General features: G+C 63.2%; 13 protein-coding genes and 1 pseudogene. 3 read left to right on the plus strand and 11 right to left on the minus strand.

Annotated elements, in window-relative coordinates; translation table 11 throughout:
• A pseudogene (locus O7A61_RS16970) lies at positions 1-101 on the plus strand (IS5/IS1182 family transposase); the annotation flags it as partial.
• Here O7A61_RS16970 and O7A61_RS16975 read toward each other — a convergent pair.
• The 10 genes from O7A61_RS16975 to cpaB all read right to left on the minus strand — a co-directional run bounded on the left by O7A61_RS16975 (position 94) and on the right by cpaB (position 9,851).
• Complete coding sequence (locus O7A61_RS16975) at positions 94-816, minus strand: hypothetical protein (protein WP_337130788.1); 723 nt, start codon at positions 814-816, stop codon at positions 94-96. The pseudogene O7A61_RS16970 and the gene O7A61_RS16975 overlap by 8 nt on opposite strands.
• Before the next feature lie 236 nt (positions 817-1,052).
• Complete coding sequence (locus tag O7A61_RS16980; protein WP_337130789.1) at positions 1,053-1,526, minus strand: tetratricopeptide repeat protein; 474 nt, start codon at positions 1,524-1,526, stop codon at positions 1,053-1,055.
• A gap of 137 nt (positions 1,527-1,663) precedes the next feature.
• The gene (locus O7A61_RS16985; RefSeq protein WP_337130790.1) at positions 1,664-2,494 is read right to left on the minus strand and encodes a hypothetical protein; all 831 of its coding nucleotides are present in this window, start codon (positions 2,492-2,494) and stop codon (positions 1,664-1,666) included.
• An 88-nt stretch (positions 2,495-2,582) separates the two neighbouring features.
• Entirely contained in the window at positions 2,583-3,545 is a 963-nt protein-coding gene (locus O7A61_RS16990; protein ID WP_337130791.1) for a type II secretion system F family protein, read from the minus strand.
• Position 3,546: 1 nt separating this feature from the next.
• Positions 3,547-4,512: a type II secretion system F family protein gene (locus O7A61_RS16995; RefSeq protein WP_337130792.1), complete on the minus strand. Its 966-nt coding sequence runs from the start codon at positions 4,510-4,512 to the stop codon at positions 3,547-3,549.
• A gap of 5 nt (positions 4,513-4,517) precedes the next feature.
• Positions 4,518-5,939 carry a CpaF family protein gene (locus O7A61_RS17000; RefSeq protein WP_337130793.1) on the minus strand — a complete coding sequence of 474 codons (1,422 nt, stop codon included), beginning with the start codon at positions 5,937-5,939 and terminating at the stop codon, positions 4,518-4,520.
• Positions 5,936-7,144: an AAA family ATPase gene (locus O7A61_RS17005; RefSeq protein ID WP_027145010.1), complete on the minus strand. Its 1,209-nt coding sequence runs from the start codon at positions 7,142-7,144 to the stop codon at positions 5,936-5,938. Before O7A61_RS17005 ends, O7A61_RS17000 begins: the two co-directional genes overlap by 4 nt.
• Before the next feature lie 33 nt (positions 7,145-7,177).
• On the minus strand, positions 7,178-7,447 hold the full coding sequence (locus tag O7A61_RS17010; RefSeq protein WP_337130795.1) for a hypothetical protein: 270 nt from the start codon (positions 7,445-7,447) through the stop codon (positions 7,178-7,180).
• 4 nt (positions 7,448-7,451) lie between these two features.
• Positions 7,452-8,873, minus strand: a complete 1,422-nt coding sequence (locus tag O7A61_RS17015) for a type II and III secretion system protein family protein (protein WP_442921085.1) — start codon at positions 8,871-8,873, stop codon at positions 7,452-7,454.
• 54 nt (positions 8,874-8,927) lie between these two features.
• Positions 8,928-9,851 carry a Flp pilus assembly protein CpaB gene (gene cpaB, locus O7A61_RS17020; protein WP_337130797.1) on the minus strand — a complete coding sequence of 308 codons (924 nt, stop codon included), beginning with the start codon at positions 9,849-9,851 and terminating at the stop codon, positions 8,928-8,930.
• Between the two features lie 236 nt (positions 9,852-10,087).
• Here cpaB and parE point away from each other — a divergent pair, with 236 nt between their 5' ends.
• Positions 10,088-12,145 (plus strand): DNA topoisomerase IV subunit B, encoded by a 2,058-nt coding sequence (gene parE / locus O7A61_RS17025; protein ID WP_337130798.1) that lies wholly within the window; start codon positions 10,088-10,090, stop codon positions 12,143-12,145.
• A gap of 44 nt (positions 12,146-12,189) precedes the next feature.
• Positions 12,190-14,259, plus strand: a complete 2,070-nt coding sequence (locus O7A61_RS17030) for an FUSC family protein (RefSeq protein ID WP_337130799.1) — start codon at positions 12,190-12,192, stop codon at positions 14,257-14,259.
• Here O7A61_RS17030 and O7A61_RS17035 read toward each other — a convergent pair.
• Complete coding sequence (locus O7A61_RS17035; RefSeq protein ID WP_337130800.1) at positions 14,256-15,377, minus strand: DUF2336 domain-containing protein; 1,122 nt, start codon at positions 15,375-15,377, stop codon at positions 14,256-14,258. The genes O7A61_RS17030 and O7A61_RS17035 overlap by 4 nt on opposite strands.
• Between the last annotated feature and the right edge of the window lie 123 nt (positions 15,378-15,500).

A 15,500-nucleotide genomic window follows, 5' to 3' on the forward strand; every position in this document is an offset into this window, starting at 1 on the left:
AACTCAAACAGTTCCGCCGCGTCGCAACACGATACGACAAGTTGCTCGCCAACTTCATGGGCTTTGTCAAACTTGCCGCTATCGCTATCTGGCTCAGGTAGTTAAATCGTCACTACGCCCTAGGTCAAACATGACGATCGCCATGAACGGGCCGAAGGTGCGCTCGCCGTAAATCGACGTCAGACCGCGACGGTTCATCAGACCGGTCAACGGGTCGGTCATGGTCTCGGCCTTGAGCTCGATCTGCGCCTGCAAATGATGGAGCGAAAGCGTCAATGCGCCGAGGCCGGTCATACAGGCCACCGCCACGACCGAGTTGAGGCGTTCGGCCCAATTGTCGGGCGCGACGCCGAGCGTCCACTGCCCTTTGGTCATCAGAACCACGCCGCAAAGTGCAAACGACAGCGCACAGGTGCCGCTCAGGAACGACACCACCAGCAGGATGCGGCGATCATGACTGCCGTTGATCCAGAACATGGCTCCGATCGTCGAGAGCAGCGCGGTAACCGTCGCGTAGGTGATCACGAAACCGATACCGTCAAGGCCCATGAAGGTCACGGCCGCACAGATAGCCATGGCAGCAAATGTCGGAGCAATCGCACGCCGGTGGTCCGGCACACCGAGATATTGCATGGCCGAAAGGCAGATAATCAGAAAACCCAGGCTGAGCAGCGCAAGCGCGACCTGGCAAAGCAGCGGATCGGGCTCCCTGGTATAGTGCCAGAACAAGATCACATGCGCGACGAGCACGAGAATGCCGCATGCCACCGTCAGCACGAATCTGGCCCGCGGCGCGGTGGCCCAGATCGCGAACATGGTGACACTGAGACAGACGCCCGACAGCGCGGCTGCGAGCAGGAGCGAACTGAAATCCAGCATATCGGGCGGGGGCCTCTCGAGCATCGGCGGTTGCGCCGCATTCTAGGTCAGCGGCAGCCCTCGGACATGGTTTTCAGGCGATCTCTCGACCCAACCTGCGGATACGGTTTACAAAGCGTCGATGCCACCTGTCCCGAAAACGCACCCCTGGCCGGCGCGAGGATCAAACGGCATCAGCCCTTGTTGAGCAAGGCGAGGTTGGCGTCGACAACGGTTGGATCGGCCATGCCGGCCTTCGCCTCCAGCAGCAGCGCCCTGGCCTTCTTCTTGTTGCCGCGCAAAAGTTGCGAATAGCCCATGTTGTTGACGATCTGCGGTTTGCGGCCGGCGACCTTCACAAGCTGGCCATAGGCGCGGTCGGCGAAGTCGAAGCGGCCGAGTTCGTCATAGGAAGCGGCAAGCCCCATCCAGGCCTCGGCATTGTCGGCCTTCAGTTCGACGGCCTTGCGGAAATGCGCTTCGGCAAGACCGTAGTTGGCATCGCGAAACTGTGCCTTGCCTTGCGCCAGGTCGGATGTGTCGACATCCTTCGCTGCCGGCCGGATCGCGGTGGTCTTGGTCGTGTCGACGTTATTGTTCGTCGTGCACCCGGTGATCATCAGGACGGCCGCCATCGTGACCACCGCCGCAAAGTTTATCTGACGCATACCCTGCCCCGTCGCCCGATTTGCCGGGTCGTTCTTCAGGGAAAGACACTACAGCACAGCGATTAAGCTTCGGTGCCGAAATGCGCCCAAGTTTTGGTTTCCGGCACACCAGCCATTAACCATCGCCAGCGGCGTTCTCACGGCTCCAGGGCCTTGAGCGTCGCCGGAAGCTGGTAGCGGTTGCCGTCATAGCGCAGCCGGTAAGTCCGCTTCACGGACTTGCCGGGGTGGGATTGGCACTCGCCATTCTTGTCGGGAGCGGGTTCGTCGGTATCCATTCGCTCGGTCACGGTGATATCGTGATAGCCTTGATGGCTCGCCCGGCTCATCGCCAGGCTGACCTGGCTAGAATGAAAGGATCCGGCGCAATTGGTATCGCCTTCGCCGCCAAAGCCGGCCACGTCGAGGCCATCGAGCACCATCCGTAGCGCATCGCCGTCGAGGGCATAGAGTCGCAGGTCGGTTTCCCTGAAGGGATTGGCCTGCGAATGAGTTGCCATGTCGATGCGCAGGCCGAAGGCGGTGATTTTGGGCGCCAGCTGATAGCGGCCTGTATCGAATCCGATGCCGCGGATGGCGATGGCATCATCGTTCATCAGCCCGGGCTGCAGCAGGCGCTGGCGCACCTGCTGGTTCTTCCTGTCGACGACCAGAAGCTCGATATCGCCGATATGCATGCCGTCGACGGATAGGGCGCTGTCGATCAGCGGTACCGCGACCAACAGCAGTTGGTCATGGGCGGGCCAGATCTTGCAGACCAGCCTTGGCGTGTCGTAGTCCGGAGGCGTCAGGGCGATGCTGGTGTGAGGTTCAAGTGTGAACGAGGCGCCGTCGGCGCTCCTTCGGGCCTTGGGATAGGCCTGCTGCACTAAGGCGGCAGCATCACCGCAATCGCCGGCCGCGGCCTGGGCGGGCGGCAAGCTGGCCGCGGCGAGGCCCAGCAAGAGGGTGGGCAACAGTATTCGCACGGACTTCTCGTTTATTCGCGGACTTTGCGGGTCCGATGCATCACTTCGACGGATGTTTGCATGCCTGATTCCGTCGACGCGGCGCCCTTTAGTGACCCGTCATTTTGACGATGATGGGAATGACAGCGATCATCAGCACCACCGGCAGGATGCAGACCACGACCGGCACGGACATCTTTGCCGGCAAGGCATGCGCCTTCTCCTCGGCCAGCGACATGCGCTTGTGGCGCATTTCATCGGAAAACACCCTGAGCGCGCCCGACAGACTGGTGCCTAGTTCCTTCGACTGCTGCAGGAGCGTGGCGAAGGAGCGTACCTCGTCGAGGCTGAGGCGATCGGCGAGCGCCTTCAGCGCGTCGTCGAGGCTGCGCCCCGCCCGAAGCTCGAGCGATACGAGCTGCAGGTTCTGGCTGAGCGAAGGATAGGTCCTGGCGAGTTCTTTCGAAACGCGCTCGACGCCCGCTTCCATGCTCATGCCGGCATCGGAGCAGACGATCATCAGATCCATGAAATCGGGGAAGCCGTTGCGGTATTCGCGCATCTTTTCCCGCACCTTCTGGGTCAGCACCAGGCCCGGCAGGAAATAGCCGGCAGCGCCCGACAGGATGATGAAGGTCCACCGGCTGGTCATGGTCGCGTCCGGGCTGGCCATCCACCGGTTGAGCACGAAGACGGCGAACGTCGTGCCGATCATTGCCGTGAACCGGATGAGGAAGAACATGCCGACGGCGCGCGGCTCCATATAACCGGCCTGGATGAGCTTCAAACGCAGGCGGGCGACATTTTCCGGGTCGCTCTTGGCGTAGAATTCCTGCGCCCTCTTCACCGCTTTTTCGCGCACGACGCCGCTGTTCTTCTTCTGCGCGGGTTCGGGCTTGGCCGCCACCGGACCGTGGTCGACCTTGAGCCGGCGCATGACCTCGTTGCGGTCGCCCCTCGCCGCCACCATCGGCCAGGCGACCGCCGCGGCCCCCACGGCCAGCAACAGCATGGCCACCGGCATCAGCGACGTCGGCGCGAGGGAGGCGAGGAATTCGATGACGCCTTGCATGTCAGAACCTGAAGTTCGACATCTTGAACATGATCAGATTGCCCAGCATCAGCCAGCTAACCGATCCGCCGATCATGTACCATGTCTTCGGAACGCCCCAGACGTCGCTGTAATATCCCGGCATCATGGCCATGATCGCGGTAAACAGCAGCGCCGGCACGGCCGTCAAAATGTAGGCCGACAGGCGGCCTTCGCTCGAAATGGCCCGCACCTTGCGGCGCAGCTTGCCGCGTTCGCGGATCGTCGTCGACAACCCATCGAGGATTTCGCGCAGATTGCCGCCCGAGCTGGTCTGGATCGAGACGGCGGTGACGAACAGCGGCAAATCTTCGTGGCCGACCCGGTCGAAAAGCGAGTTCAGCGCCGAGACAAGGTCGGAACCATAGGTGACTTCGTCGGCAATGACGCCGAATTCCGTGCCGATCGGATCGGGCATCTCACGCGACACCATGGCAATCGCCACCGGCACCGGGTGACCGGCCTTGAGACCGCGCGTGATCAGTTCCAGTGCCTCCGGCAGTTGGATGCCGAAGCGCTTGAGCCGGCGCTTGCGCATGGAGCGCATCACCATGATCGGCAGCAGCGGCATCAGCACGACAATCAGGATGAGCCCCATCAACAGCGGCAAGCCGCGCGAGATGGCGAACAGGGCCACGGCCATCGCCACGCCGCAGGTGATCATCAGGAATTTCGAGAGCGGCATGACCATGCCCGACTGCGTGCGCAGGGCACGGAACCGGCTGGGCGAGAACAGCGACGTTCCCGCGTCGAGACCGCGCTCCTTGCGCAGCTGGATCAGCACCTGTTCCTGGCTGATCTTGTTTTCCTGCAGCTTCATACGCCGGTTGATGGCGGTTCGCTTGTCGCTACGACCGGCATAGAGCAGGTAGACCGCTTCGGCGACCATGATGCCGGTCAATGCGGCCCCGGCATAGACGACATAGATCGCGCTGAACCCATTGAACACCCCGGCTACTCCTGCGGCCGGCCGGGTTCGAAATAACGTCCGGGAAACTCGATGCCCATCGCGCGCAGATCTTCCAGAAAACGCGGTCGTATGCCGGTCGCCTCGTAGTAGCCAAGGATCTTGCCATCAGCCTCCATGCCGGTGCGCACGAAGCGGAAGATCTCCTGCATCTGGATGACATCGCCTTCCATGCCGGTCACCTCGGCGACGCTCGTCACCTTGCGCTTGCCGTCGGAAAGCCGGGTCAGTTGGACGATGATGTCGATGGCGCTTGCGATCTGGCTGCGGATCGACTGCACCGTCATTGGCATGCCGGTCATGCCAAGCATCTGCTCCAGGCGAGAAATGCAGTCGCGTGGCGTGTTGGCGTGAATGGTCGCCATCGAGCCTTCGTGGCCGGTGTTCATCGCCTGCAGCATGTCGAAGGCTTCCTCGCCGCGGCACTCGCCGAGGATGACCCGGTCGGGACGCATGCGCAGCGCGTTCTTGACCAGGTCGCGCTGTTTGAGCTCGCCATGGCCTTCGATATTGGCGGGGCGCGTTTCCATGCGCGCGACGTGCGGCTGCTGCAATTGAAGCTCCGCCGCGTCCTCGATGGTGATCAGCCGCTCGTCTTCCGGAATGAAGGCCGACAGTGCGTTGAGCATCGTCGTCTTGCCGGTGCCGGTGCCGCCCGAAATGATTGTCGTCTTGCGGGCATGCACGGCCGCCGCCAGCACTTCGGCCATGTTCTGTGTGATGGCGCCGAATTCGACCAGCCTGTGCAGGCCAAGTTTGTTCTTGGAAAATTTGCGGATCGACACCAGCGGGCCGTCGACGGCCACCGGGCGGATGGCTGCGTTGAAGCGTGAGCCGTCCAGCATGCGAGCGTCGACCATCGGCTGCGATTCGTCGACCCGGCGGCCGACGGCGGCCACGATCTTGTTGACGATTCTGAGCAGATGCGCCTCGTCCTTGAACGGGATATGGACCTGCTGCAGCTTGCCCTTCTTTTCGACAAAACAGTTCTGATGACCGTTGATCAGGATATCGTTGATGTCGGGATCCTTGAGCAGCGGCTCGAGCGGCCCGAGGCCGACCATCTCGTCGACGATATCGTCGACCAGCGCGTCGAGTTCGGCGGTGTTGATCGCCATCCGCTCCTGGCGGGTCTTTTCCGAAACGAAATCATGCACTTGCCGGCGCATTTCATCCTTGGGCAAGCGCTCCAGCGCGACCAGATTGATCTCCTCGAGCAGCATCCGGTGGATGCGCACGCGGGCATCGAGCACCTTGTTGGCATTCTTTGCCGGTGCTGCTTCCGGTCTCGCCGGCAAAGCCTTTCGGCTGGTCGGGATGACGACGGCATGATGCGCGACCGGTGTTGATTCCGCCGGACGCTGCGGGCGCGCGTCGCGGTTCTGCAGGGTTGAGAAACGGCTGGTCATCCAGCTTTCCTTTTCAAGAGGCCCCTGCCGAAACCGAACAGCGACTTCGACTTGCTCGCCGTCGCCACTGCCTCTTCCGGGAGGATGATCTTCTTCAGGTCGTTGACGACATTGGCATTGGGATCGATCTCGTGCAGCGGCACGCCGCGATCGACCGCCTCGCGCACCAGCCGGTAGTTGTTGGCGATGCCGCCGACAAAATGCTCGCCAAGGATTTCCTGGACATCCGCCTGTTTGATGCCGTTGTCGAACATCTTCTGCTCGAAACGGTTGACGATCACGTTCGGCTTCACTTCCTTGCCGGCGGTCTCGTAGACGGCCTGGATCAGCCGCTGCGTATGGCGCAGGCACGGCACCGTCATTTCGGCAACGATGTAGAGTTTGTTGGAACCGAGCAGCACCGTTTCCGTCCAGGGAAACCAGGTGCGCGGCATGTCGATGACGACATTGTCGAAATAGGCCGAAACGAGGTCCAGCATGCGCACCACGACATCGGTCTTGAACGAGCGCATTTCGGCTGGATGCGTCGGCGCCGCCAGCACGCAAAGTCCGCTGGCGTGCTTGGACAGCATCACATCGAGCAGTTGCCGGTCGAGGCGCTCTGGCTGGTTCTCGATCTCGGTGATGTCGAAACGCGGCTCCAGATCGAGATATTCGGCGCAGGCACCTTGCTGGAAATTGAGGTCGACCACGCAGGTCGAGGCGCCGCGCGTCACCGAATGGTGCAGCTGGAACGCGGTCTGCAGCGCCAGCGTCGTGGTGCCGACGCCGCCGGCGGCGGGCATGAAGGTATAGATCTGCGACTCGGTGTTTTCCTCGCGCCCCGGCCCCTGCAACGCTCGCACGACCGAACGCACGAGGTCGGCCGTGGTGATCGGCTTGACCAGGAAGTCGGCGACCTTGAGCTGCACCAGGATGCGCACGGCGGCGGCGTTGAACTCCTGGGTGACCACGACCACCGGTGCCTTGCCCTCGAGCCGGCGCATGACGCGCTGCAGGGACTCGATTTCTTCCAGTTTCGCCGCATCCATGTCGACGATAACGACGCCGAACTCGGCCTCCTGGACCTCGCCGCGCAGCTCGGTGACGTTCTTCTCAACCGTCATGAGCTGGATGATCTCGGAGGCGGCAAAGGCCGTCTTCGTGTCCTGCGCGAAGGTCCGGTCTGTCGATACGAGCAGGATCTTCTTGGTGCTGTTTGCCATTCTCGCCGCCTGTGAGGTCGATCGCCGTCTGGATCAGTTGCCGGTGGTGGTTTGCGCTGCCTTGGCGCCGGCCGCCTGATCGGGTGTGACCGGTTCGGCGGTTCCGCGCTTGGCGGGCACGAGAAGCCTCGTGTTCTGGACCCCATACTTCCACGGGTCGACCATCTGCATGACGGTGTTGGCGGCCTGCGCCTCACCGGCGACTGACGTCACGCCTTCGCTGCGCACATAGTCGTCGCTGGTGCAGCCGCTTGCCAAACCGGCAAGAAGCAGGGCGATGCTCGATCTCAGGACCAGACGCATGATTTCAGTCCTTCGGCAGGTCGAGGAAATGACCGACTTTGGTCGCGGAAGCGCCTCGCACGGCGCTGCCGTCAGCCAGCGCCAGCGCACGGTTGGTGTCCGACGCCTTCACCTCCTCGGTGTTGTTGAGGAAGTAGTCGACGTTGCTGGCGGGCTGCGTGCCATCGGTCGGCACAGCCATTTTCTTCGACGGATCGACCGGCTTGACCAGATAGGGTGTGACGATGATGACCAGGTCGGTCTCGCGCCGCTGATAGGATTTCGACGAGAACAGCGACCCCAGCACCGGCATCTTGCCGAGACCGGGAATGCGAGACGTGGTGACGTCGTTCTGGGATTGCAGCAGCCCGGCGATCATGAAGCTCTGGCCGTTCTTCAGGTCGACCGAGGTCTTGGCGCGGCGCACGATGAACCCCGGCACCGAAATGTTGCCGATATTGTAAGACGCCGAAGCGTCGATCGAGGAGACCTCCGGCGCGATGTCGAGGCTGACCAGCCCGTCCTTCAGCACGGTCGGCGTAAAGTCCAGGCTGACGCCGTATTTCTTGTAGCTGACGGAGATCTTGCCATTGTCCTCGGAAACCGGGATCGGGAATTCGCCGCCGGCAAGAAAGCTCGCCGTTTCGCCGGATCGGGCAATCAGGTTCGGTTCGGCCAGCCTTCGGGCAAGGCCGCGCTCCTCCAGCGCCTTGATGGCGATATCGATCGAGACGCCATTGGACAGCAGCCGGCCAATGATCTCGCCAGTCCCCGCCGCCGGCACCGAGCCCGGATCGAGAGAGACATCGCGACCGCCGAAGCCGTAGGCGAAATTGGCGCTGTATTTCGCACCCAGGTCCTGCCCGGCCTGGCGGTTGATCTCGACGAAGCGGACATTGAGCTGGACCTGCTGCGACGAGGAGATATTGACCGAATTGATCACCTCCTCATTGCCGGAGAAGCGGGTGGCGATCTTGTTGGCCTTTTCGGCAGCGACCGCGTCATCCGCCTCGCCCGAAAGCACCACGCGGCCATTGGCCGAGCCGACCTTGATCTTGGCGTCCGGCACGCTGGCACGGATGGTGCTCGCCAATTGGTCGGTGTCGAGCGTCACTTCGATGTCTACGGTGCCGACGAGCTGCTTTTTCTCGTCGAACAGCGCAATGCCGGTGGTGCCGAGATTGTTGCCCAGCACATAGAAGGATTTGTCGGTCAGCGGGTTGACGTTGGCGATCTCCGGATCGCCGATGACGATCTGGTAGAAGGCCGCGCTCGTCATGATCGTCTTGGGCTTGCCCTTGGCGACCTTGATCGAGGCATTCCTGGTCGACGAGACATAGACGATGTCGTTGTCCGCCTTGGCCGCGCCAACGAAGGCGAGCATGCCGCTCGCGGCCAGTGAAGCCGCCGTGGCCAAGACGCGCGCGAAACGCAACCGATTCGTCATTCGATATAGGGTGTGCATCACCATGATCCCGTCCCGCCCGGTCCCCACCGGTCTTTACTTCTGGTCCCGCGAAGGGACTTGGTATTCCTCGGCCTGCGTGCCGCGCGTCACGATGACCGTCTTGAATTTCGGCTTCTCCGGCTCCTTGGCGATGGCATCGAACAAGGAGCCGGCGGCGGCCTGAGCATTGGAAGCCACGGATCCGCCGAAGGACGAGATGGTGGTGACGCCGTTCTTGCCGTCGCCGCCTTCGCTGGCGGAGCGCAGCGACAGCGACAGCGTGCCTACCGTGCGGGCAAGCGCCACTTTCTGCGCGCCTTCGGTCGTCACCTCGAGGGTCACGGAATTGGCCACCTGCGGCGTCGTCTGGCGCTCGTCGGCGCCCTGCCCGACGCTCAGCACCTTGGCGTCGGCAACGACGATCTCCGAGGTGATGGTCGAGCCGGCCGCGCCTTGCGCGTTCTTGGCGACTTCCTGGATTTCGCCGGCATCGCGGGTGAGCACGACATCGACCCGGTCGCCCGGCGTGACGAAGCCACCGACCCCAGCGATCTCGTCGGTGCGGATGGTGACCGCCCGCATTCCGGGCGTCAGCATATTGGACAGCGTCGCGCGACCGTTCGGTCCCGACAGCTTGGTGAGCAGCAACGGCTCATTGACCTCGATCGGCGACAGCACGACCCGGCCCCCTTCGCCGAGCAATCCATCGATGGTGGCAAAGGCCCCCTGCGGCAGGGACTCCTGCGGCCACGGAATTTCGCTGAGCTTGGCGCGGTCGAGCTCCATGCCATAACGCAACGGCGCATTGGCCACCACGATGGTCTTGAACTCTATTTTGGGTGCGGGAGCTGCGATCGACGCCGTTTTCTCCTGGGCATCGGCCTTGGCCTGGCTCTTGACCCAGAAATCCGCGGCAAAGATCGAGATCGCGCCGAAAACGGCGGCGATGCCGATCATCGTTATGGCCTTGCCCCTCACGCCGAAACCCCTGTGCCCGTCGTTTCTTGTTATGTTGGGCTCACGCTAGTCCGCATTGGTAAAGAATCGGGAATCTTGTGCGGTGGCATTCGACCGATTTCCGCCTGCTTGGTTATCGAATGGTTTTAGGGTAAGAGGGGTTAAATCCCCGAACGTAACAGGAACGTCCGTCGCATGGCGCCGAAAAGCGTGGCAGTATCGACGGGTGATTCGCAGCACCGGACCCTATGGTTGGCATGGACGACAACAACGATCTCTTCGGCAATCTGGGCAAGCAGCAGCAACCGGTTCGCACGCCGGCGCGCCCGGCCGACCCGCTGGTGCAAGCGGCCGCCAGGCGCCCGGCCCCTGCCAAGGATGGCAGCGAGGGTTACAGCGCCGCCGACATCGAGGTGCTCGAAGGCCTGGAGCCGGTGCGCCGGCGGCCGGGCATGTATATTGGCGGCACAGACGACAAGGCGATGCACCATCTGTTCGCCGAGGTCATCGACAATTCGATGGACGAAGCGGTTGCCGGCCACGCCACCTTCATCGATGTCGAGCTTTCAGCCGACGGTTATCTCACTGTCACCGACAATGGCCGCGGCATCCCGGTTGATCCACATCCGAAATTCAAGAAGCCCGCGCTCGAAGTGATCATGACGACGCTGCATTCGGGCGGCAAGTTCGATTCCAAGGTCTATGAGACATCAGGTGGCCTGCACGGCGTCGGCGTTTCCGTCGTAAACGCCCTGTCGGATCATCTCGAAGTCGAAGTCGCGCGCGGCCGCCAGCTTTATCGCCAACGCTTTTCACGTGGCATTCCGGTAAGCGGTCTGGAGCACCTGGGCGAGGTGCACAACCGCCGCGGCACCAGGACGCGTTTCCACCCCGACGAGCAGATTTTCGGCAGGGGCGCGGCATTCGAGCCGGCGCGGCTCTACCGCATGACGCGTTCGAAGGCTTATCTGTTCGGCGGCGTCGAAATCCGCTGGACCTGCGATCCCTCCCTCATCAAGGAAAAGGATCAGACGCCGGCCAAGGCGGAGTTCCATTTCCCCGGCGGCCTCAAGGATTATCTGAAAGCGTCGCTGGGCGACGAATTTCAGGTGACGCGCGAAATCTTCGCCGGCAAGAGCGACAAGCAAGGCGGCCATGGCTCGCTCGAATGGGCGGTGACCTGGTTCGGCGGCGACGGCTTCATCAATTCCTACTGCAACACCATCCCGACCGGTGAAGGCGGCACCCACGAGGCCGGGTTCCGAAACGTGCTGACGCGCGGCCTGCGCGCCTATGCCGACCTCGTCGGCAACAAACGCGCGTCGATCGTCACTTCGGAAGACGTCATGATCTCGGCCGCCGGCATGCTGTCGGTGTTCATCCGCGAGCCGGAATTCGTCGGCCAGACCAAGGACAGGCTGGCGACGATCGAAGCGATACGCATCGTCGAGACCGCGATCCGTGACCCGTTCGACCATTGGCTGGCCGACAATCCGCAGGAAGCCTCGAAGCTGCTCGACTGGGTGATCGCGCGCGCCGATGAGCGGGTGCGCCGCCGCCAGGAAAAAGAGGTGTCGCGCAAGAGCGCTGTGCGCAAGCTGCGCTTGCCGGGCAAGCTCGCCGATTGCACGCAGAACGCGGCGGCAGGTGCCGAACTCTTCATCGTCGAAGGCGATTCCGCGGGCGGCTCGGCAAAGCAGGCGCGCGATCGCGCCAGCCAGGCCGTCTTGCCGCTGCGTGGAAAAATCCTCAACGTCGCCAGCGCCGGCAATGACAAGCTGGCCGCCAACCAGCAGATATCGGACCTGATCCAGGCGCTCGGCTGCGGCACGCGGTCAAAGTACCGTGACGAGGATTTGCGCTACGACCGCGTGATCATCATGACCGACGCCGACGTCGACGGCGCCCACATCGCTTCGCTGCTGATCACCTTTTTCTACCAGGAGATGCCGGCGCTGGTACGCGGCGGCCATCTCTACCTGGCGGTGCCGCCGCTTTACTCGATCAGGCAAGGCGGCAAGGTCGCCTACGCCCGCGACGACGCGCACAAGGACGAGCTTCTGCGCACCGAATTCACCGGGCGCGGCAAGGTCGAGCTCGGCCGCTTCAAGGGCCTGGGCGAGATGATGGCTGCGCAGCTCAAGGAAACCACCATGGACCCGAGAAAGCGCACGTTGCTCAGGGTCGATGTGAACGAAATCGATTCTGCCACCAAGGACAGGGTCGATGAGCTGATGGGCACCAAGCCCGAAGCTCGCTTCCGCTTCATCCAGGAACGCGCCGAATTCGCCGAGACGGAAGTGCTGGATATCTAGCCGCTGGCGAATTTAGCTTGCGTTCCTGACATGGAGACCAGCATGTGACCTGGGCGCGGCTGAAAACCTATTTCGAGACGAGCCTGGCCGGGCTGACGCAACCGACGCGCTCCGACTGGATTTTCGCCCTGCGCACCGTTTCAGCCGGCATGATCGCGCTTCTCGTCGCCTATGCGCTGAAGCTCGACCATCCGCAATGGGCGATGATGACGGTGTTCATCGTCGCCCAGCCGGTTGCCGGCATGGTGCTGGCGAAAGGCTTCTACCGGTTGCTCGGCACGCTTGCCGGGGGTATCGCGGCAGTCGGCATCACCACGGCGTTCGGCACCGGCCCCTGGATTCTGGTGACGGTGCTTGCCGTCTGGATTGGCATTTGCACCTTCGTCTCGTCCCTGCTGCGCAATCCCGAGGCCTATGGCGCCGCCCTTGCCGGCTACACCGCCATGATCATCGGCCTGCCCGCTTTCGGACAACCGCATCTGGTCGTTGACCTCGCGGTCGCGCGTTGTGCCGAGATCGTGCTCGGCATCGTTTGCGCCGGCCTCACCAGCCGGCTGATCCTGCCAAAACTGGCCAGCGACGCCATTATCTCGCGGCTGAAACGCTGCATTCTCGACCTCGCCACTTACGCTGGCGGTGCGTTCTCCGGCGGAGACCGGGCAACCCTCATCGGCCTGCACCGGAAGCTTGTCGCCGACACCCAGACGCTTGGCGAAATGCGCGCCTATGCCAGGCTCGAAGCGGCGAGCTTCGCGCCGCGCGCGCATCCGGTGCGACACACCATCGGACAGCTGCTCTCGGCCCTTTCGGCGGCGCGCGCGCTCTATTCGCATGCCGCTCCGAAAAACGCAGCCCTCATCCCGGTGCGCTCGGAGTTGCAAGCCCTTGTCAGCGAACTGGCAGCCAAGCCGGGAGCGCTGGACGACACCTCGCCCTGGTTGGCACGACTCGACGCGATCTCGATCAGAGCACGGCAAATACCCGATGCTTCGACCGAACAGGGTGAGGACAGGGTCGGCACCATCACCCGCCTCACCATAGCGGCCGATTTTGCCGAGGCGCTGAAACAGGTGCTTCGTGGCCTCGACGCTTTGCGCGCGCCCGTTAGCCGCCGACGAGGTCCCGGCAGCCGGCAGCCGGCCTTGGTGGTGCATCGCGACTATCCCGGTGCCGCGCGCAACGCCATCCGCGCGGCCCTTGCCACGTTGCTGGTCGCGGCTTTCTGGCTGACGACGAAGTGGTCGGAAGCGGCCGGCACCGTCATCCTCGTTGCCGTCGTGTCGAGCCTGTTTGCCGCTCGCCCAGACCCCGTGCAGGTATCCTGGGGTTTCTTCAAGGGAACGCTGCTCGCTTTGCCATTCGCCTTTCTCGTCGGTCAGATCGCGCTTCCCGCTCTGCCCGGCTTCGGCTGGTTCATGCTGTTCGTCGTGCCCATCATGGTGCCGGCGGCACTCGCCATGGCCAATCCGCGCTATGTCGGGGTGGCGACGGCATTCGCCATCAACTTCCTGGCCTTCCTCAGCCCGCACCAGGCAATGACCTATGATCCCGGCCCCTTCTTCGCCGGCTCGGCATCGATCCTGGTCGGCATCCTGCTGGCAATCGGCGTCTTCATCGTCGTGTTCCCGGCGGATCCATGGCTGGCCGCCGACCGCATCGTGCGAGCCATGCGCGAGGATCTGGCGCGGCTTTGCCTGCATGAGCGCTTGCCGAGGCGTTCGGCCTTCGAGAGCCTCGCTTATGACCGGGTCAATCAGTTGATGCCGCTGGTGCAGAATTCCGGCAGGAAGGGTGAGGCGGTGCTGGGCGGCGGCGTCGCCTCCGTCACGGTCGGCCTGGAAATCCTGCGGCTGCGCAATGCGAGCCAAAACCATGCCATCCCATCGGAAATGACGCTTTCAATCGCTAACTTCCTGAGGGGATTGGCGCGCGAGCTGCTTTTCCGTGCCTCCGGCGATCCGCAAACAGCGACCATTGCCGTCGCCCGGCAGTACGCGGCAGGCATCGCCCAGCGAGACGCCACCGGCGACACGCTGCAAATCGCGGCGTCCCTGCGCATTATCGCCGCGGCAATGGAGGATTTCCCGGATTTCTTCGCGAGGGATAAAACCTAGGCTGCGGCGATCGCCAGCGCATGGCCGCGTGCGTTCTCGCGCAGAGCATCAAGGTGGATCGACTTGACCAGGGCGGCGAGATCGCCTTCGGCGGATTGCCCGCCCAATTCCTTGAGCATCAGCCAGCTGACTTCCTGAACACCGGCGACGCGCTTACCGTTGGCAACCTCGCGCCAGATCTTCAGCGCACGCAGGATGACAGCATGCGTGGCGGCAGCCAGGCCTGCGCTGCGAAACAGCGCCTGCAGGGCCACATCGTGCCCGCCGGCCAGCAGCGCCCTCACCCGTGCTTCGGACTGCTGGCTGAGCGCGACCAGCGCTGAACCGAAGAAATCGACCTTGCCATGCGCGATGGTGCGGATCAGGAAGCTCGCGGTGAGATCGCCGCGCAGCCTGAGATGCTCGATCAGCGCCGCGTGCTCTTCCTGGCGCGTGCCTTCGATCAGCGTCACCGAGGCCTTGACGCAGGCGTTCCGCATGACGCGGTCGGCTCGCGCGGCTCCCATCAATGCCATGACCAGCGGCGATGTCTTCAATGTCTCGCCGAGCTTGACGAGCAGCATATGCCGGCAGTCGGCAGGCAGGCGCGCGTCGGATATCAGCGCCTCGCGCACCAGAGGCAGGTGGCCATGGCGTTCAGCCATGCGGCGGAAGCTGAGGGAGGCAATGTCGGCGCCGGTGTTGGCCAAAAGCACGGCGCAGGCTTCCGCCTCGCCAATCTCGGCGATGGCCGCCGCTAGCGCCATCGAGACTACAGGTCGGTCGGCGATCAGTTTCTGCGTTGCCCTCTGGCTCCCCGCCACACGGTTGATCAGATCGGCGTCGGTGAGCAGCGGCGAGCGCGCCAGCACGACACCGGCGACTTCCGGCTGGTCGGAGGCTAGCACGCTGATGATCTGCAGCGGCGCGTGGTGGCTCATCGAGAGCGCCTCGGCCATCGCCAGCCGCACCTTTGACGAGGCGTCGTCGAGTAGCAGCGTCAGCGCCGCCTCGGCGGCGCAGCGGTCCTCGAACGGCAATTCGGAATTGACATAGGCTCGGGCCAGCGCACTGGCGGCGGCGGCGCGCTCCGACACCCTGGCCGTGCAAATCCATCTCAAAAAATGCGAAACAACCATGCCGCCTGCTTACGCCTCTTGCCAGAACGTTCCTGGCCCCGTGGTGACGGTAGGCAGAAATGGTTTACGAACGGTTCACCATGTTCATTAACTGGCTTGCGAGCCTGGAAAGCAGCGCCTATC

The sequence above is a fragment of the Mesorhizobium sp. Cs1321R2N1 genome (assembly GCF_037179725.1).
GTDB lineage: Bacteria > Pseudomonadota > Alphaproteobacteria > Rhizobiales > Rhizobiaceae > Mesorhizobium > Mesorhizobium salmacidum.